General features: G+C 56.6%; 19 protein-coding genes. 10 read left to right on the top strand and 9 right to left on the bottom strand.

Annotated features, from left to right (window positions below):
- Position 1: 1 nt before the first annotated feature.
- The 4 genes from G411_RS0108990 to coxB are packed head-to-tail and all read right to left on the bottom strand — an operon-like array spanning position 2 to position 4338.
- Positions 2-985, bottom strand: a complete 984-nt coding sequence (locus G411_RS0108990) for a cytochrome c oxidase subunit 3 (protein ID WP_022958863.1) — start codon at positions 983-985, stop codon at positions 2-4.
- A 42-nt stretch (positions 986-1027) separates the two neighbouring features.
- A complete protein-coding gene (locus G411_RS0108995; protein ID WP_022958864.1) occupies positions 1028-1594 on the bottom strand; it encodes a cytochrome c oxidase assembly protein in 567 nt (188 codons plus the stop codon).
- Positions 1595-1606: 12 nt separating this feature from the next.
- The gene (gene ctaD / locus G411_RS0109000; RefSeq protein WP_022958865.1) at positions 1607-3163 is read right to left on the bottom strand and encodes a cytochrome c oxidase subunit I; all 1557 of its coding nucleotides are present in this window, start codon (positions 3161-3163) and stop codon (positions 1607-1609) included.
- Between the two features lie 11 nt (positions 3164-3174).
- Entirely contained in the window at positions 3175-4338 is a 1164-nt protein-coding gene (gene coxB / locus G411_RS0109005) for a cytochrome c oxidase subunit II (protein ID WP_022958866.1), read from the bottom strand.
- A 466-nt stretch (positions 4339-4804) separates the two neighbouring features.
- Here coxB and G411_RS0109010 point away from each other — a divergent pair, with 466 nt between their 5' ends.
- On the top strand, positions 4805-6127 hold the full coding sequence (locus G411_RS0109010; protein ID WP_022958867.1) for an MATE family efflux transporter: 1323 nt from the start codon (positions 4805-4807) through the stop codon (positions 6125-6127).
- Positions 6128-6300: 173 nt separating this feature from the next.
- Positions 6301-6615 (top strand): hypothetical protein, encoded by a 315-nt coding sequence (locus tag G411_RS0109015; protein WP_022958868.1) that lies wholly within the window; start codon positions 6301-6303, stop codon positions 6613-6615.
- Positions 6616-6669: 54 nt separating this feature from the next.
- Here the strand turns inward: G411_RS0109015 and G411_RS19935 are convergent, their stop codons facing one another.
- On the bottom strand, positions 6670-7578 hold the full coding sequence (locus G411_RS19935) for a LysR family transcriptional regulator (protein ID WP_022958869.1): 909 nt from the start codon (positions 7576-7578) through the stop codon (positions 6670-6672).
- A gap of 179 nt (positions 7579-7757) precedes the next feature.
- Here G411_RS19935 and G411_RS0109025 point away from each other — a divergent pair, with 179 nt between their 5' ends.
- The 8 genes from G411_RS0109025 (at position 7758) to G411_RS0109060 (ending at position 13912) form a co-directional block, all read left to right on the top strand.
- Positions 7758-9278, top strand: coding sequence for a carboxylesterase/lipase family protein (locus G411_RS0109025; protein WP_022958870.1), 1521 nt, complete (start codon positions 7758-7760; stop codon positions 9276-9278).
- 133 nt (positions 9279-9411) lie between these two features.
- Positions 9412-10017, top strand: coding sequence for an FMN-dependent NADH-azoreductase (locus G411_RS0109030; RefSeq protein WP_022958871.1), 606 nt, complete (start codon positions 9412-9414; stop codon positions 10015-10017).
- A gap of 29 nt (positions 10018-10046) precedes the next feature.
- A complete protein-coding gene (locus G411_RS0109035; RefSeq protein WP_022958872.1) occupies positions 10047-10913 on the top strand; it encodes a pirin family protein in 867 nt (288 codons plus the stop codon).
- A gap of 69 nt (positions 10914-10982) precedes the next feature.
- On the top strand, positions 10983-11396 hold the full coding sequence (locus G411_RS0109040; RefSeq protein ID WP_022958873.1) for a CBS domain-containing protein: 414 nt from the start codon (positions 10983-10985) through the stop codon (positions 11394-11396).
- Complete coding sequence (locus tag G411_RS22105; protein WP_022958874.1) at positions 11381-11551, top strand: hypothetical protein; 171 nt, start codon at positions 11381-11383, stop codon at positions 11549-11551. The genes G411_RS0109040 and G411_RS22105 overlap by 16 nt, the downstream gene beginning before the upstream one ends.
- Positions 11552-11683: 132 nt before the next feature.
- The gene (locus G411_RS0109050; protein ID WP_022958875.1) at positions 11684-12907 is read left to right on the top strand and encodes a saccharopine dehydrogenase family protein; all 1224 of its coding nucleotides are present in this window, start codon (positions 11684-11686) and stop codon (positions 12905-12907) included.
- Positions 12908-12916: 9 nt separating this feature from the next.
- Positions 12917-13336, top strand: coding sequence for a CBS domain-containing protein (locus G411_RS0109055; protein WP_022958876.1), 420 nt, complete (start codon positions 12917-12919; stop codon positions 13334-13336).
- Positions 13337-13462: 126 nt separating this feature from the next.
- Positions 13463-13912, top strand: coding sequence for a c-type cytochrome (locus G411_RS0109060; RefSeq protein ID WP_022958877.1), 450 nt, complete (start codon positions 13463-13465; stop codon positions 13910-13912).
- Here G411_RS0109060 and G411_RS0109065 read toward each other — a convergent pair.
- From G411_RS0109065 to G411_RS0109080, 4 genes are all read right to left on the bottom strand, one after another.
- Positions 13902-14594: a cytochrome b/b6 domain-containing protein gene (locus G411_RS0109065; RefSeq protein WP_022958878.1), complete on the bottom strand. Its 693-nt coding sequence runs from the start codon at positions 14592-14594 to the stop codon at positions 13902-13904. The two genes, G411_RS0109060 and G411_RS0109065, sit on opposite strands and share 11 nt — an antisense overlap.
- A gap of 79 nt (positions 14595-14673) precedes the next feature.
- On the bottom strand, positions 14674-15057 hold the full coding sequence (locus G411_RS0109070; protein WP_022958879.1) for a SpoIIAA family protein: 384 nt from the start codon (positions 15055-15057) through the stop codon (positions 14674-14676).
- A 103-nt stretch (positions 15058-15160) separates the two neighbouring features.
- Complete coding sequence (locus G411_RS0109075) at positions 15161-15448, bottom strand: YheV family putative zinc ribbon protein (protein ID WP_022958880.1); 288 nt, start codon at positions 15446-15448, stop codon at positions 15161-15163.
- Positions 15448-17490 carry a M3 family metallopeptidase gene (locus G411_RS0109080; RefSeq protein ID WP_022958881.1) on the bottom strand — a complete coding sequence of 681 codons (2043 nt, stop codon included), beginning with the start codon at positions 17488-17490 and terminating at the stop codon, positions 15448-15450. The genes G411_RS0109075 and G411_RS0109080 overlap by 1 nt, the downstream gene beginning before the upstream one ends.
- Between the last annotated feature and the right edge of the window lie 9 nt (positions 17491-17499).

Raw genomic sequence — 17499 nt, forward strand, 5'->3', positions numbered from 1 at the left:
CTCAGAGGATGTAAACGAACAGGAACAGGAATACCCATACCACGTCAACAAAGTGCCAGTACCAGGATGAGGCCTCGAAACCAAACTGGTCTTCAGCGCTAAAGTGACCTTTGGTTGTTGAGCGCAGCCACTGGATCAACAGCATGATAGTACCCATTGCCACGTGGAAGCCGTGGAAGCCGGTCAGCATGAAGAACGTCGTACCGTAGACACCGCTGTTCAGCTTGATGCCGTATTCAAACAGCGCTTCGTGATACTCCATGTACTGCAGGTACAGGAAGATCGCACCCAACGCCACAGTGATGAACAGCCACAAGTTAAACTTCTTGCGATTGTTTTCTTTAATACCCATATGGGCAATGTGGCAAGTGAAGCTGGAAGTCAGCAGGATAAGCGTGTTGTACAGCGGCAGCCAGTGGCCAATGTTTGCAAAGCCCGGGAAGGACAAGTGCTTTTCTGCGCCGGTGAAAACACCATTGTTAGCCAGGTGACCGGCAGCTTGCTGCGCAGCAACACCGCCGATGGCATCCTGAGGCGTTTCGAGCAGCGGCCAGCTGTACTCAAAGCCCGGCCACAGCAGTTCGTTCATCGAGCCACCATCGCCTTCGCCTGCCAGCCAGGGACCCGCCAGGTTGCGGATATAGAAAAGGGCACCGAAAAACGCGGCGAAGAACATCACCTCAGAGAAAATGAACCACTGCATGCCAATCACGTAGGAGTGCTTGAGCTGCCCGCTGTTCATACCCTGTCGGTTTTCGCGGATAGTCGTGGCAAACCACATCCACAACGTAGCGGCGAAGTACGCCAGACCCGCAAACAGAATGAAAGAAGAGTTGGTCTCTTCACCGGGGCGATATGTGTGGTCGTTAATCACCGACGCAGCACCATAAACCGACGCGACTAGACCAATCGTTGCGTTTACAGCCAAGCTGCTTTTTTCAGGCACGTAATACGTTTCGTGCCCGGCGTTGCTTTGACCCGCCATGTGTATAAGTCTCCGTTTTCTCGTTAGAGAAAAATCTCTTTCCTATTGTGATGCCGCAACAGAGTTCTGCTCTGCGGCCATCTCGGTTACGTCAAAAATAGTGTAGGACAGGGTGATGACGTGAACATCTTTAGGCAAATCGCGATCGACAATAAAGCGCAGCGGCATGTCGGCTTTTTCACCAGCCTCCAGCGGCTGCTGGTTAAAGCAGAAGCACTCCGTTTTATGGAAGTACTCCGCCGCGCGTGATGGCACGATGCTGGGAATAGACTGGGACACCATAAATTTGTCCTGCGTATTCTTGGCATGGAACGTCACCGTTGTCGCCTCACCGGGGTGAACAACAACCTGGCTGATATTCGGGCCAAACTCCCAGGGCATCTGCTCGTTGTTTTGAGCAACGAACTGCACCTTCACTGTACGCTCAGTATCGATATTGCTCTCGACGACTTCATAGCGGCCGCCGGTCTTGCCATTGATGCCCAGCACTTCGCACAAGGCGTCGTACAAGGGGGGCATCACCCACATGGCAAACGCAAACATTGCAACCACCAAGACCATCAGCTTACCGCTGGTTTTAATGATGTTGTTCTGCGTTGTGTTTGCCATGACTGACCTCTCTTACTTAACTTCCGGCGGCGTGCTGAAAGTATGGTAAGGCGCGGGGCTGGGCACCGTCCACTCAAGGGTGGTAGCACCATCCCATACTTTCGCATCAGATACTGGCTTGCCGTGGGTAATAGTACGAACCACGTTGAACAAGAACAGCAGCTGGCTGGAGCCGTAGATGAACGCACCGATGGACGAGATCATGTTGAAATCTGCGAACATCAGGTTGTAGTCAGGAATACGGCGCGGCATGCCTGCCAGACCCACAAAGTGCTGCGGGAAGAAGGTCAGGTTGAAACCGATGAACGAAATCCAGAAATGGGTTTTACCCATGGTCTCGTTGTACATACGGCCAGTCCACTTGGGCAGCCAGTAGTATACCGCTGCAGACAGCGCAAAGATCGCACCCGCCACCATGGTGTAGTGGAAGTGAGCAACAACAAAGTAGCTGTCGTGGTACTGGAAGTCCGCGGGCGCCATTGCCAGCATCAGGCCAGAGAAACCACCGATGGTGAACAGGAATACCTTGGCGATCGCAAACAGCATCGGCGTTTCAAGGGTAATAGAGCCCTTGAACATGGTGGTAATCCAGTTAAACACCTTCGCGGCTGTCGGAACGGCGATCAGCATGGTCGCGTACATGAAGAACAGCTCACCGGCAATCGGCAGACCCACCGTATACATGTGGTGAACCCACACGATGAACGACAGGAAAGCGATCGACGCTGTAGCGTAAACCATAGAGGCGTAACCAAACAGCGGCTTGCGGGAGAAGGTCGGAATGATCTCGGACACAACACCGAAGGCCGGCAGAATGATGATGTATACCTCGGGGTGACCAAAGAACCAGAACACGTGCTGGAACAGAACCGGGTCGCCGCCACCTGCTGCGTTAAAGAAGCTGGTACCGAAGTGGATATCCATCAGCATCATGGTCACCGCGCCAGCCAGTACGGGCATAACCGCAACCAGCAGGAAAGCCGTGATCAGCCAGGTCCATACAAACATCGGCATCTTCATGTAAGTCATGCCCGGAGCGCGCATGTTTACAACGGTTGCGATGATGTTGATGGAGCCCATGATCGACGAAATACCCATCGCGTGAACCGCGAAGATAAAGAAGGTTACGCTCGGCGGCGCATAGGTCGTCGACAGCGGCGCGTAGAACGTCCAACCGAAGTTAGGACCGCCCCCTTCCATGAACAGGGTAGATGCCAGCATCAGAAAGGTCGGAGGAAGAATCCAGAACGACCAGTTGTTCATCCGCGGCAGCGCCATATCGGGCGCACCAATCATCATCGGAATCATCCAGTTCGCCAGGCCAACAAAGGCCGGCATGATGGCGCCGAAAACCATGACCAGACCGTGCATGGTGGTCATCTGGTTAAAGAATTCCGGCTCTACAATTTGCAGACCGGGTTGGAATAGCTCAGCGCGAATAACCATGGCGAACGAGCCGCCCAACAGGAACATCGCGAAGCTGAACCACAGATACATCGAGCCGATGTCTTTGTGGTTGGTGGTGGTTAACCACCGGGTGAAACCTTTAGCAGGTCCGTGAGCACCCATGTTGAATCCTCCTACTGACCTTTCTTGAAGTTGTAAACATCGATCGGCTGTACTTTGTCACCCATGTTGTTGCCAAAGGCATTACGGGTGTAAGTCACTACTGCCGCGAGATCGACATCGTTCAGCTGACCACCAAAGGCCTGCATGGCAGTGCCTGGTACGCCGTTAACCAACACATTGATCTGCTGGGCAACTTCGCCGGTCGCAATCGGGCTGTTGGCAATAGGTTTACCCACGCCACCTTCACCGTTAGCGCCGTGACAAGCAACACAAGAACGGTTGTAAACGGTTTTGCCGCGCTCAACCAGCTCATCCATGCTGAAGGTCTGTTCCATCAGCTTTTTGATTTCTGCTGCTTCGGCCTGCTTATCAGCCATCCACGTCTTGTAGTCGGCTTCTTCAACAACGTTGACAACAATGGGCATGAAGCCGTGGTCACGACCACAAAGCTCTGCACACTGGCCGCGATACACGCCGGTTTCGGTGGCATTTGTCCACGCTTCGTTAATAAAGCCGGGAATCGCATCGCGCTTAACTGCCAGGGCGGGAACCCACCAAGCGTGGAGCACGTCGTTTGCAGTGACGAGGAAACGTACTTTTTTGCCAACCGGCAGAACCAGGGGCTCATCAACTTCCAGCAGGTAGTTGGACCCTTTGTCTTCGGTATTGCCGATCTCAGCTTTGTCCGTCAGCAGCGAGGAGAAGAAACTGACATTGTCGCCTTCGGGGTTGATGTACTCGTACTTCCACTTCCACTGGTAGCCGGTAATCAGAATGTCCAGCTCAGCGTCGTCAGTGTCGTAGATCTCGATCAACGTGTTGGTGGCCGGCACTGCCATGAGGATCAACAGCAGGAAAGGCACAACCGTCCACGCGATTTCCAGTTTGGTATTTTCGTGGAAAGTCGCCGGCTCCTGGTGACGATCGCGGCGGTACGCAAATACCGAGTAGAACATCACGGCAAAAACAATGACACCGACGGCAACGCAGATCCAAAGTACCAGCATATGCAGGTCATAGATCTTGGCGCCAACTTCAGTGACGCCTGGCGTCATATTGGTTTGCCAACGCTGGGGGCTACCATCATTCGCCCACGCGCCAGTACTAAACAGGCTAAGCAGCATCAGCACAGGACTAAGCGCCAGCTTATACAGCCGTTTCGCTTGTAGATACATCTCCCGTGTCTCCGTATAAGTTATAAAAACCCCTCTGCTTACCTACGGCTGGCAATACACAGCGGTTTCCACTCTTTGGAACGCCTTCGCGATTTAAGGAGGGTTACCAAAAAAAGACGAGCAGCGGCACCGCTCAGTGAAGAACGGAAGTCCCCTCATCTTTCTTTATAATTGTGTATAAACCCGCGCTGAGTCAGCTTTGGGTGCGACAAAACGCCGCAATTATAAACCTGAAGAAAGCAGCAAGGCTACTCCGAAGCGGCGCAAATCCGAGTGCACAGCATTAAAGCCGAAACACCCCTGAATGCACTCAACACAAATTAGGCGCCCACATAGCCTTCAGAACCACTATATATTGCGAATTTTCGCCAGTTTGGCAACGCCAAAAAAGTTGGTCAAATTTGCACCGGTCTTGTGCAAAACCCTCACACACCCCGTACACTGCGCGCTCAACGGGAAATCAGCCATGTCGTCGCAAACCAAAAGCCTCAACGCCGAAGCCTGGTCGCTGTCCTGGCCGATGATTCTGGCCAATTTGTCGATTCCGCTGTTTGGTCTGGTTGATACCGCCATCCTGGGCCACTTGCCAGACAGTCGCTACCTGAGCGCAGTCGCCATCGGCAGCAGCCTGCTATCCCTGTGTTATTGGGCATTTGGCTTCTTGCGTATGGGTACCACCGGCGCGAGCGCCCAAAGCCATCACGAAGACAGCAGCGCCCTGTTGGTAAAAGCACTGGGAGCCGGAATACTGCTGGGCTGCCTGATTTTCCTGGCAGGCCCAGCATTGCGAAGCGTCGGCCTTTCACTGATGAATGCCAGTGACTCCCTGCAACCGATAGCCAGCGACTACCTTTATTGGCGCCTTTACGGCGCTCCGGCGGTGCTTTGCAGCTACGCGATCACGGGCTGGCTGCTGGGACAACGCCAAGCGCGATGGCCTCTGCTGATCGCCGTATGCGGCAACTGCGCCAACATCCTGCTGGACTTGCTGTTTATTATCGGACTGGAGATGAACAGCACTGGCGCAGCCATCGCCAGCACAATCAGCGAGTACCTGGCACTGATTCTTGGCCTCTGGGCCACCCGCAAGCCGCTCAGCCAAGCGATTCGCAGAGGGCTCAAACAAAGCCTTCAGCAAGGACCCACGATACGCCGGTTCGCAAAAAACAACTTCGAGATTTTTGTGCGTACCGCCTCGCTGCTTTTCAGCCTCAGCTTTTTCACGGCACAAGGGGCATCGCAGGGCGCAACCACACTGGCAGCGAACGCCATTTTGATGCAATTGGTCATGGCCGCCGCTTATGGCATGGACGGCTTCGCACATGCCGCCGAAGCACTGGCTGGCAGAGCCTTTGCCGATAGCGATCGGCAGCGCTTCATAGCAGTATGCCGCTGCTGCGGGCGCTGGGCACTGTATTCGGCGATTGCCGCCAGCCTGCTTTTACTCGTAGCCGAAACACCTCTGCTCGACACCATGACTGACCTTCCCGATGTCCGCAGCGCAGCCAGCGAATACTACAACTGGCTGATTATCCTCCCACTAGCAAGCGCAGCCTGCTATTGCTACGACGGCATTTTCATTGGCGCGCTACGCACCAAGGCACTGCAATATTGCATGCTTGTCAGTGTCTTCGGGCTCTATTTGCCTATCTGGTACACCAGCCAGAGCTGGGGTAATCACGGCTTATGGTTCGCCTTTACCTGCCTGAATATCGCCCGAGGGGTAACACTTGCCCTATGTTTTGTGTGGATATTTTCCCCGTCACGCTGGCAAAACATCCTCCGGTAACACTTCTCCGCCCACCAAAACCCACCGAAAACCCGGATTTTCCCCGCACAATCTTTAAATTTGTGTAATTTTTCATCGAATCCGACATTTAAGTCGTAACACTTCGTGCATTTAGTGTGTATTTTGGTAGCATACAACTACACACCCTTCCACATCAGTAACGAGGCAAGACCATGAAACGTTTATCGATGGGCGCGATCGCCCTGGTGATGTATGTCTCGGCCAGCAGCGCACATGCCGCCTGCGCGATGGCTGCCATTATGGGCGCACCCGCACTGCCCGCTTTTTCGGAAAGCAGCATCGAAGAAGTCGCCGCTCTGCGCGAACGTGTGAATGAATACATTGAAACGGCCAGCAAACGCCTGGAGTCTTGTCAGGCTCCGGATGCTTTTGTGTACAACTACGCCGTCGGACGCTTGGAAAGCTACGCCCAGCAGTACAACGGCCTAGCTCGCCAGTACAACCAGCGCGTTGCCGCGCTCGACTAAGTTTTTGCTCCACCCAGTGTCTTAACTTTATTTGAGGCCTTCGGGCCTCCTTTTTTATGCCTCTAAGCCGCAGTCCAGGCGACCAACTGCCGCTTTCAGTAATGCCTCTGCCCGGCGGGTCACCGGCCCTGCCAGTTCGCGATCAGGAAGCACGATAAACAAATCAGCAAAGCGTTCGCGGCCCTCTCGCAACGGCAATACCTGCAACTCACCACTGGCCAGCTGCTCATGCATGACCACTTCTGGCAGCCATGCAAAGCCCAAACCGCGGCAAACCGCCTTGAGCGACATATCCATGCGGCTAACCGTGAGACGCTGCGCAGCATCCAGCCAGCCAGAGTCCCGGCGGCGACGCACAGCCGAATCGCGCACAACGACCTGGCGGTGAGGGCGCAGGTCACGGTAACTCAGCTCTCGCTCCATTTGGTGAAGAGGGTGGTCTCGGTGGGCAACCGCCAGAAAGCGCACCCGCAGCAGGGGATCACCAAGAAACCCTGGCGGCACGATACCGGTGATCGCAATATCACAGCGTTGCTCAAGCAGCGCTTCTTCCGCACCACTTAACACGGTTTCAATGCTTTCAAGCCGAGTCTCCGGACATTCCTCAGCCAGCACAGCCAGGCAGTCCAGCATCGCACTCTGTGGAAACAACGTATCACTGACGATCCGCAACTGCGGCTCCCAGCCCGCCGACACAGCTTTGGCCGAGGTTTCCACCCGTACCGCCTCGTCCAGCAGCGCACGCCCGCGCCGATACAGAATTTGCCCAGCTTCCGTCAGCTCCGCCTTTCTGCCGCGAATTTCGAACAAAGCGACATCCAACTGCTCTTCCAGCTTCTGAATCGCATAGGTCACCGCCGACTGACTCTTGTGCAGGGCTTCCGCAGCACGGGCATAACTGCCTTCGTCCACGACGGCCATAAAGCAGTGCCACTGATCGAGGCTGGTTCGCGGTCCACGCATAATTAATCAACTTATTTGATATGAGATAGGCAAAAACTGCGCGCTTTGAACGAGAAAATCAATATTAGCAAGCTGGCATTACGCATCTTTTGGCTTTGCTCGCAAGATCAAACTTGCACACATGGTTAATATTATTCAGGATGTAGCGATTGAATAAGACAATAACAGGGTGCCATATCATGCCGATATTTCGAGCCAGCATAGCCGCTGTCGTGCTGGCTATTAGCTCAGCCACCATAGCCCAGAGTTCAGATCCGATCGTCGCCACGGACCTAGGAAAAGTCAGAGGCCGGGCGCTCGAGCAAGGTGCGGCTTATCTCGGTATTCCCTACGCGGCGCCCCCAGTCGGCACCCGGCGCTGGCAGGAAACCCAAGCCGCACAGCCCTGGGAAGGCATTCACGATGGCCGCGAGTTCGGCCCCGACTGCATTCAACCCCCGCGAAGAGGGAAAGCCCCGGCGCGACAGAGCGAAGACTGCCTGACGCTGAATATTGTTGTCCCAGAGCATGAAGGGCAGGACCTTCCCGTGTTGTTCTCCATCCACGGTGGCGCCTACTTTGTTGGCTCAGGCCGTTACATCGCCGAGCACATGCTGTCGCCCGTCGTGAAACGCGGCGTTATTCTGGTATCCCCAAACTATCGACTGGGGCGATTGGGCTTTTTCTCTCACCCGGCACTGACCGCAGAAGCTGGTCACGGCACAGGTAATTTCTGGCTCAGCGACCAGATCGCCGCTCTGCAGTGGGTAAAACGCAATATTCGCGCCTTTGGCGGTGACCCTGACAAGATCACCCTGCTGGGTTGTTCGGCCGGGGGCTCAAGCGTCAACGCACTGATGACATCGCCCGCCTCGCAGGGACTGTTTGCCGGTGCAGCCGCCCACTCTGCTGGCGGGCTTTTCAATGCCGCACGCCCGCTGGCGCGAGCCGAACAGGAAGGGCTGGCCTTTGCACAACGCGCCGGTATCGACGGGGAAGGTGAGGAAACATTGTCGTTACTGAGACAATTGAGCCCGACCGCCATCCTGAATGCCGACCCCGGCCCGCCAGACTACGGCGCCATTGTCGATCGCCACTTACTGCGCACATCGCTAGCAGAAGCCTTCGCCAGCGGACAGCAGTCTGCCGTGCCGTATATCTCGGGGTCGACCAGCGATGAAGCCAGCATCTTTGGGCTAATGGGCTTCGATGAGCAGGTGTTGAAGCAAAAGTTTGGCATTACGCTAAAAGACGTGGCGGAGATCTACCCAAATGCCTCATCGCCGCAAGACCTTCTGCGGCAGGTACAGACCGACTTCATGTTCACCTCAGCCGCCGTCGGCATGCCGGCTTTTGCCTCCCAGCGGGCACCAGCCTGGGCCTACCATTTTGACTATGTCCCGCAAGACAAACGCGAAACGCAAGCGGGGGCCGCTCATTGCGCCGATATGAATTACCTGTTCGGACTGACTCCAGCGACCAGTGACGGTGACCGCAAAACAGCCGAACGCCTGCGCGATTACTGGGCGGCATTCATCAAACACGGCAACCCTAATACCGGCTCAGAGCGCCCCCTTTGGCCTCAGGCGGCAGAACACCAAAGCCGAGTCCTCCTCATTGATCAAGATGGCGCCCACCCTCAAGCGAAATTTTCGCCAAAAGCGATGAATTTCTGGTGGCAGAAGTGGGCCAGCGATTCGGACTCAGACAGGCTGCCGTAGCAACAGATAGAGATAACGACCAGAAACAATCAAAATAATAGATCATATAGAGCATAAAAATGCGCTTTTTAACCAAATAAATAGATAGTTAACTAGTGCCATACCGACAGTGATTCCTCAGGAGGAACCTAGTATGAGCACACAGATTCTCTATCTCAGCAGCAGCCTGCGTGGCGCCGACAGCCAGTCTTCACAAATGGCCGACGAGTTCATCGCGCTGCGCAAAGAGGCCGGTGAAGACCTCACTATCGTGCATCGCGATTTGAATGCCGCACCTCTGCCACATATCGACGGTGAGCGCTTCGGCGCATTCACCACCCCCGCCAGTGAGCGCAGCAGCGCGCAGGCCGCCGTCGTGGCCGAGTCAGACGCGCTGATTCAGGAGCTGCGCGACGCCGATGAGCTGATTATTGCCCTGCCCATGTACAACTTTGGTATTCCTTCAACCTTCAAGGCATGGATTGATCACGTGGCACGGGCCGGGGAAACCTTCCGCTACACTGAGAACGGCCCGGTAGGCCTGGTGGGTGATAAGCCGGTGACCGTGCTGGCAGCCCGCGGCGGGCAATATGTCGGGACCGAGCTGGACACCCAAACGCTCTACGTGCGCCACATCTTCGGGTTGATGGGCGTCAGCAACATCCATTTTATCTACGCCGAAGGCCTGAACATGGGGCCTGAACACGCCAGCGCGGCTCGTCAGCAGGCCCGCGAAGCGATGCAGGCTCAGCTGCGCTGATATGGCCGCCCGCAGGAGGAGACAGTCCCATGAGTCACCGTAATATTGCACAGATCATTCCTGCCGTTGCGACATCCGATGGCGCCGGCGTGAAGCTCAAGCGCAGCCTTGGCCAATCGGCCGGGGTGAGGCTGGATCCGTTTCTGATGCTGGATGAGTTTTACTCCGACCAACCCGAGGATTATCTCGCAGGCTTCCCCTCACACCCTCACCGGGGGTTTGAAACGGTCACCTATATGCTCGCCGGCCACATGCTGCACGAGGACCATATGGGCAATCGCGGTGACCTCGGCCCCGGAGACGTGCAGTGGATGACCGCAGGGCGGGGCATTATTCACTCAGAAATGCCGCAGCAGGAGTCCGGACTGATGCGTGGCTTTCAATTGTGGGTCAACCTGCCTGCTGCCGAGAAGCTTTGCGCTGCCGACTACCATGATATTCCCGCCGCACAGATACCGTCCCTTTCCCCCGAAGCCGGCATCTCACTGCGGCATATTGCCGGGCGCTGCTGGCTTCCCGATTTCGGCCAGGAAAGTATCGGCTATGTAAACGGCCTGGACGGGCGGCAACTGCGCAGCGACCCACTGTATCTCGATATTGGGCTTGCGGCAGGTAACACCCTGAATATCGCGTTGAACCCGCAGCACAATGCCTTTGTCTATGCCTACGACGGCGAGATTCACATCGGCGACCGCCAACTTACAGAAGGACAGGCGGGCATCTTAACGCCGGGCGATCAGCTCTGCCTCAGTACCCCAAGCGGCGGCGGGGCATTAGTACTGGCAGGGCAGCCACTGAGGGAGCCGATCGTTCAATACGGCCCGTTTGTGATGAACAGCAGCGAGGAAATCGAACAGGCACTGCGCGATTATCGCGACGGCCGCTTGACCGCATAAGCTGATGAATAGCACTCACACTTTGCAGAAATAGCGGCGTATAGTGAACAGCAAAAGGAGGAGCATTCCATGAGTACAAGTATTCGCGTTCGGGACGTCATGATCAGCCCTTCGCCTTACGTTAAACACCATACGCCCCTGGGAGAAGTGGTAGACATTCTGCTGCGTAACCGCGTAATGGGCCTGCCCGTTGTAGCTGACAGCGGCGCAGTCGTCGGCTTTGTATCCGAGCAGGACTGTATTCACTCCATGCTGGTCAGCAGCTATCACTGTGAAGGCGCCCCCAATGTTGATGACGTGATGCATAACGAAGTACTGGCGGTATCTCCTGAGCAGAACATCGTCGATCTTGCGCAGAACATGGGCAAAAACAAGCCCAAGCTTTATCCGGTTATTGATGACGGCAAACTGGTCGGCCTGATCACGCGCAGCGCGATCCTTTCTGCTCTTTGGGAAAACCGAGCCACATGCGATATGCAGTAATCCTCTTCACACTGGCCAGCTGCGCAGGACTCAGTGCCTGCGCCAGCGGTCAGTACGATGCCGAGCGCGAATGGCGGCTCAGAGAGTGTGAAAAAATCCTCTATGAAGAAGATCGCTCTGCCTGCATGCGCAACACCCCCCACTACATTCAGTAAGCCATGACATACCGGGGCTGGCGCGCCCAGGACCAAACCGGACATCGCAGATCATGGCAATCGCAGCGGGTACAACTACACTGGCTGCAAACCCAAAAAGCATAGGGCTGAACCCCCACAGAGGAGTGATACGTGAGCGACACGCAATACGAGGTGATTGTTTTTGGAGCGAGCAGCTTTGTCGGACAGATTATCTGCGAATACCTGAGCAGCTATCGTGGAGAAGAACCCCCGCTCCGCTGGGCAATGGCGGGCCGAAATGAACGCAAGCTTCAGGAAACCCGCGACGCCCTGAGCGGCGACAAACCTGAATTGCTGATCGCAGACTCCAGCGACGAAGTTTCCCTGCGCGCCATGGCCGCCAAAACGCAGGTTGTGCTGTCTACCGTTGGACCCTATGCGCTGTACGGCGAGGCCCTGGTCAAAGTCTGTGCGGAAACCGGCACGGACTACTGCGATCTCACGGGTGAAGTCCACTGGATACGCGCCATGATCGACCGCTATCAGACAACCGCCAGCCAGAGCGGCGCCCGGTTGGTACACTGCTGCGGTTTCGACTCCATCCCTTCAGATCTCGGCGTGCTGTTTACCCAGACGCACTTCCGCGAGCGCTACGGCCACCCCAGCGAAGATATCCGCATGCGCGTCAAGGCAGCCAAGGGCGGCCTGTCCGGCGGCACCTTCGCCAGCCTGCTCAACGTGATGAAAGAAGCCTCCGAAGACCCCGCGCTGCGCAAGCAAATGGCAGACCCTTACCTGCTGTGTCCCGGTGCCGGCTTCCACGGCCGACAGCGCAACCCCGGCCTCGCCGAACTGGACGTCATCAGCGGCCGTTGGATGTCGCCCTTTATCATGGCGGCCATCAACACCCGAGTCGTACAGCGCAGCCATTATTTGCTGGGCAAAGCCTACGGCGATCACTTCCGCTACGAAGAAACCATGTTGACCGGTACCGGCCTTGCCGGACGACTGCGCGCCTCGGCTATCGGGGGCGGCCTCGCCGCCTTTATGCTGGGAGCCGCCATCAAACCGGGACGCTGGTTGCTGGAAAAACTGTTACCCGCTCCCGGTGAGGGTCCAAGTCCTGAAGCCCAGCAAAAGGGCTTTTTCGATATGCGCTTCTACGCACTGTCCGGCAACGGCGAAACACTGCAATGCAAGGTGACTGGCGACCGCGATCCCGGTTACGGCGCCACCGCCAAAATGATTTCCCAAGCCGCTCTCTGCCTCGCCCGCGATGTCAATGAATCACAGTGTGCCGGCGGCAGTTGGACGCCAGCCAGCAGCATGGGCGTTACCCTGATGCAACGCCTGGAACAACACGCGGGCATGCAGTTCGCCGTCGTCGAGGAATAGGGCGATACCATGCGGGTCGATGCGCTGATGAGCACCCCGGTGGTCACCGTCGACGCCGATGACCGCCTGGCAACGCTGAGGGAACTGTTTCAGCAGACGGGATTTCACCACCTTGTGGTAATGGACGCAGGGCAGGTGCGGGGCATTATTTCTGACCGCGACCTGCTCGCTGCCATCAGCCCCAATATCGGCACCCCCGCCGAGACGGCGAAAGACCTTGCCACGCTGAACAAGCTGGCTCACCAAATCATGAGTCGGGCACTGGTCACCCTGTGCCCAGACGAGGATTTGCAAACCGCGATCCAACGATTGAACGAACACCGGGTTTCCGGTCTCCCCGTTATCAACGACAAGAATCAGCCACTCGGCATTCTCACCTGGCGCGACGTTTTGCGTCAGGCGGAGAAAAGCGGCTTCAACGGCGACTGACTGCGGCATTCCAACCCACCCCAACGCCGCAGCGCTGTAGTATGGTAGGGCATTAATGGATTTGTTAGATCCGCTATCCAGTGGAGAGTGGATCATTTCCCTGTAATGAAGAGAGAGGAAATCACCATGAAGAAAATGGCCGTTCTCAGCCTAACCGCCGGCTTGCTGAGCGCCAGTACGCTGGCACTCGCCACTCCAGACCCGGAAGACGCCATCGACTACCGGCAGGGCATCTTTACCGCCATCTATTGGAATTTCGGTCCGATGGGCGACATGATGAAGGGCAAACTGGACTGGGATGGCAAAGATTTCAGCCGCCGCGCTGCGAATGTCGCCACCTTGAGCACCATGCCATTAGAGGGCTTCATTCCCGGCAGCTACAGCGATGATGACAGCGATGCACTGCCCGCCATAGAGAAGAACTGGGACGATTTCACTGAACGCATGACCGCTTTCCAAGAAAGCGCGGCCGTCCTCGCGGAAGCCGCTAAAAGCGGTGATAAAGCCAGTGTAGCGCCCGCGTTTATGGACGTCGCGAAAAGCTGCAAAGGCTGTCACGACAACTTTAAAGACTGATCAGCCCCCACACCAACAGCCCTGCCACAACGGCCACCACAATCCCCAAGCCGTTACGCGCTTTTGGCGCCGTGGCAGGCGCTGCGTCGACGGCGTCCGCCGCCGGCTTTCTGCCGTGGAGCATCGCCGAAATCAGATTTTCACGACGAATTACCTGGTGGTAAAACACCCCGAGAACATGCACAGCCACTACGGCCAGAAGGCCATTGAACAGTATTTCATGCCACTCGGTAATGGCGACGCTCAGGTCGTAATCCACCCAATGGGCCAGCGGGCCTTCATTGAAAATTTCATCGTTGGCGAACAGTCCGGTACCGGCCTGCAATGCACAGAACATCAGCAGCAAGATAACCGCCCAGCCGCCGACCGGGTTGTGCCCCACATAGTGAGGCTCACGACGCTTGATGAGTTCTCGCCCGTAGCGCAGCACGGTTGTTGGGGAGCGCACAAACTGGGCGAAGCGCGCGTAGAAGGGGCCAGCAAAGCCCCACACCAGTCTGAAGATCACCAGGCCCAGCACGGTATAGCCACAACGCATATGCCAAACCATCCACTCGCCGCCCTGCTCACCGCACCACCAAGCAAAAGCAACACAGGCCACCAGCAGCCAGTGAAATATACGGACAAAGCCATCCCAGACCTTGATAGAGGAATTCGCTGTTGCGGGAGAGGGAGATGCCATGCGGAGTCATTACCTTACTGCTGTCTGATTACTGCCTTGCGCCTTGCCATTCCGGCGGTTGATCGCGCCAGCGATCACATCAACCTGAAAACGCGCCAACATCGCGCTCGCTCACCCAAAGCAGCGCTTCGTCACGCTGGATATCGGTAAAGTGCTCAATTTCTGCATTGGGCATCCAGTGCGTTATCAACTGCGCCGCGCGGCTGTACCAGCGCGCTTCCCCCACCAGGGCCGTACGCGTAATCCGTTTAAAAAAGCTGGCGACAAAGCGCATCTCGCGCAACAAGCCACGCAGAGTGAAGCCCTGAAAATGCTCCAGCTCGATATAGATACCCAGATGATCTTCGCTCTCAAGTTTACGCGCCACACTGTCACGCAACTGCTCTACATCTGTGTGATTAACCTTGCCAGACACCCGCAGGCCCACCACGTGGGGAAAGGGAATAGGCAATAACTCCAACATGCTGCTACCTCCACAGCGGTCGAAACCGCGTCACGCCGTTACTCTAAGTATAGATAAGTGGCGCGGAAATACGTTCCACGGCGCAGAGCCTGCAATATTCCCATTAATGATCGCGGCGAGGCGGTTTTTCACGGGGGTCCAGCAAGGACACGATCGCGATTTCATCTTCGTGGGCCAATGGCTTTTCTCCCGGACGGGGCTGGTTCACACGCGTCGTCGGTTCGGCCACACCATCGGCATCATCGCGGATCGATTCCTTAAAGCCGCAGCGTACACACTCACGCACCTGCTCTACATCGGACACGCGGTACATGACCGTTTTATCCATTTCCGCACACTTGGGGCACACCGCTCCTGCGATAAACCGCCGCGGTCTGAATTCCGTCGCCATCACGCCGTCCCTCCCGAACGATTGGGTAGAATGCCACTGTGTCGCAGCAAGGCATCGTTCGCGGGCTCACGACCGCGGAAGTTGCGGAACAGTTCTTCCGCATCGCGCGCACCGCCCTGCTCAAGAATTTCCCGACGGAAGCGAGCCCCCGCACCGGGGTCCATGACGCCCTGCTCCTCAAACAGTGAGAATGCATCCGCCGACAGGACTTCTGCCCATTTGTAGCTGTAATAACCGGCCGCGTAACCGCCGGCAAAGATATGGGAAAAGCTATTCTGGAAGCGGTTGAACGCAGGCGGCAGCAATACAGCCACCTGGTCGCGGACCTCAGCCATGAGCTCGTCAATTTGCGCCTCATCACGAATGTCAGTTTGCATATGCAGGCGGAAATCAAACAGAGCAAACTCAATCTGACGCAACATCTGCATCCCCGACTGGAAGTTTTTCGCCGCCAGCAGTTTGTCCAGAAGGGCCTCAGGTAATGGCTCTCCTGTTTGATAGTGACCGGAAATCAGCGGGATCACAGATTTCTCCCAACACCAGTTTTCCAGAAACTGACTGGGCATCTCTACAGCGTCCCAGGCGACACCGTTAATGCCCGACACCGACAGGCAATCCACCTGGGTCAGCATATGATGCAGGCCATGCCCAAACTCGTGGAACAGGGTGGTCACTTCATTGTGCGTCAGCAGGGAAGGCCGCGATTCCGTCGGCGGGGTAAAATTGCATACCAGAAAAGCGACCGGGCGCTGTACAAGACCGTCCGCCAACTGTCGGCGCCCCCGGCAATCCGCCATCCATGCACCGCCTCGCTTGTTGGCCCGCGCGTAGATATCCAGATAGAACTGGGCGATCACCTCGCCATCGCGCAGCACATCAAAGCAACGGGCATCGGCGTGCCACAGCGGTGCTTCGCGCGGCGCAAAACTCAAGTCAAAGAGCTCGCCCGTCACCGTGAGAAGCCCATCCAGCACCCGCTCAGCAGGGAAGTAGGAACGCAGCTCCTCCTGGGATACCGCGTACTGCCTCTCGCGCAGTTTTTCGCTGAAGTAGGGCACATCCCAGGCCGCCAACTCGGCCTGCCCAAGGTCCGCAGCAAAGGCTTTCAACTCCGCCAGTTCGCGCTCGGCGACCGGACGACTGGCCTCGGCCAGCTCACCCAGAAAATTCAGCACGGTATCGCAACTCGGTGCCATTTTGCTGGCCAGCGAATCCTCTGCGTAATTGGCAAAACCCAGTAGCTGCGCCAACTCCTGCCGCAACTGCAGGATCTCGACCATCAGCGGGCCGTTATCCCACTGGGTGCCGCTGGGCGACAGGGCCGATGCACGGGTAACATAGGCTTCGTACAGTTCACGTCGCAATTCACGGTTGTTGCAGTACTGCATCACCGGCAGGTAAGAGGGAATATCCAGGCTCAGGCGGTAACCGGATTTCTCTTTGGCCTTGGCTGACGCCGCCAGACATTCGAGCACCGAATCCGGCACGCCGGCAAGCTGCTCGCGATCGTCGATAAACTTTTCCCAGCCATCGGTAGCATCGAGAACATGATTGGAAAAGCGTGTGGACAGCTCACTCAAGCGATGCTGGATGGCAGTAAAGCGCTGTGCCGCTTCCCCCTCCAACGCGACACCAGAGAGGGTGAAATCCCGCAGCATATTGCGTACCGCCTGCTTGCGAGGCTGGGACAAGTCGTTAAATTCAGGGCTGTCGGCCAAGGCTTTAACGCGCTCGTAGAGCGGGCGATTCTGTCCCATTTCACTGTTGTAGGCAGTAAGCAGCGGCAGGCACTCATCGTAGGCGGTTCGCCATTTTTCGCCGCTGATCACCGAGTGCAGGTGACTGAGTGGCGCCCAGAACTGGCCGATGCGGTCATTTACGGCCTCCAGCGGCTCCATGAGGCTGTCCCAGCTCGGCGTCCCGCTTTCTTCCAGCAGCGCAGCCACCGCCTCTCGGCTGTCATTCAATAGGGCATCGCACTGCACGGGGTAATCGTCAGGATTCAGTGCAGAAAAGTCGGGGAGTGATTGCTCGGCATACATATTCAGCTA

Origin of the sequence: Spongiibacter tropicus DSM 19543, from assembly GCF_000420325.1 — a bacterium.
In the GTDB taxonomy this organism is placed as follows: Bacteria; Pseudomonadota; Gammaproteobacteria; order Pseudomonadales; family Spongiibacteraceae; genus Spongiibacter; species Spongiibacter tropicus.

What these genes read in the sequence shown, in the direction of transcription:
- G411_RS0108990 (WP_022958863.1), bottom strand. Translation starts at nt 985, where the DNA reads ATGGCGGGTCAAAGCAACGCCGGGCACGAAACGTATTACGTGCCTGAA.
- G411_RS0108995 (WP_022958864.1), bottom strand. Translation starts at nt 1,594, where the DNA reads ATGGCAAACACAACGCAGAACAACATCATTAAAACCAGCGGTAAGCTG.
- ctaD (WP_022958865.1), bottom strand. Translation starts at nt 3,163, where the DNA reads ATGGGTGCTCACGGACCTGCTAAAGGTTTCACCCGGTGGTTAACCACC.
- coxB (WP_022958866.1), bottom strand. Translation starts at nt 4,338, where the DNA reads ATGTATCTACAAGCGAAACGGCTGTATAAGCTGGCGCTTAGTCCTGTG.
- G411_RS0109010 (WP_022958867.1), top strand. Translation starts at nt 4,805, where the DNA reads ATGTCGTCGCAAACCAAAAGCCTCAACGCCGAAGCCTGGTCGCTGTCC.
- G411_RS0109015 (WP_022958868.1), top strand. Translation starts at nt 6,301, where the DNA reads ATGAAACGTTTATCGATGGGCGCGATCGCCCTGGTGATGTATGTCTCG.
- G411_RS19935 (WP_022958869.1), bottom strand. Translation starts at nt 7,578, where the DNA reads ATGCGTGGACCGCGAACCAGCCTCGATCAGTGGCACTGCTTTATGGCC.
- G411_RS0109025 (WP_022958870.1), top strand. Translation starts at nt 7,758, where the DNA reads ATGCCGATATTTCGAGCCAGCATAGCCGCTGTCGTGCTGGCTATTAGC.
- G411_RS0109030 (WP_022958871.1), top strand. Translation starts at nt 9,412, where the DNA reads ATGAGCACACAGATTCTCTATCTCAGCAGCAGCCTGCGTGGCGCCGAC.
- G411_RS0109035 (WP_022958872.1), top strand. Translation starts at nt 10,047, where the DNA reads ATGAGTCACCGTAATATTGCACAGATCATTCCTGCCGTTGCGACATCC.
- G411_RS0109040 (WP_022958873.1), top strand. Translation starts at nt 10,983, where the DNA reads ATGAGTACAAGTATTCGCGTTCGGGACGTCATGATCAGCCCTTCGCCT.
- G411_RS22105 (WP_022958874.1), top strand. Translation starts at nt 11,381, where the DNA reads ATGCGATATGCAGTAATCCTCTTCACACTGGCCAGCTGCGCAGGACTC.
- G411_RS0109055 (WP_022958876.1), top strand. Translation starts at nt 12,917, where the DNA reads ATGCGGGTCGATGCGCTGATGAGCACCCCGGTGGTCACCGTCGACGCC.
- G411_RS0109060 (WP_022958877.1), top strand. Translation starts at nt 13,463, where the DNA reads ATGAAGAAAATGGCCGTTCTCAGCCTAACCGCCGGCTTGCTGAGCGCC.
- G411_RS0109065 (WP_022958878.1), bottom strand. Translation starts at nt 14,594, where the DNA reads ATGGCATCTCCCTCTCCCGCAACAGCGAATTCCTCTATCAAGGTCTGG.
- G411_RS0109070 (WP_022958879.1), bottom strand. Translation starts at nt 15,057, where the DNA reads ATGTTGGAGTTATTGCCTATTCCCTTTCCCCACGTGGTGGGCCTGCGG.
- G411_RS0109075 (WP_022958880.1), bottom strand. Translation starts at nt 15,448, where the DNA reads ATGGCGACGGAATTCAGACCGCGGCGGTTTATCGCAGGAGCGGTGTGC.
- G411_RS0109080 (WP_022958881.1), bottom strand. Translation starts at nt 17,490, where the DNA reads ATGTATGCCGAGCAATCACTCCCCGACTTTTCTGCACTGAATCCTGAC.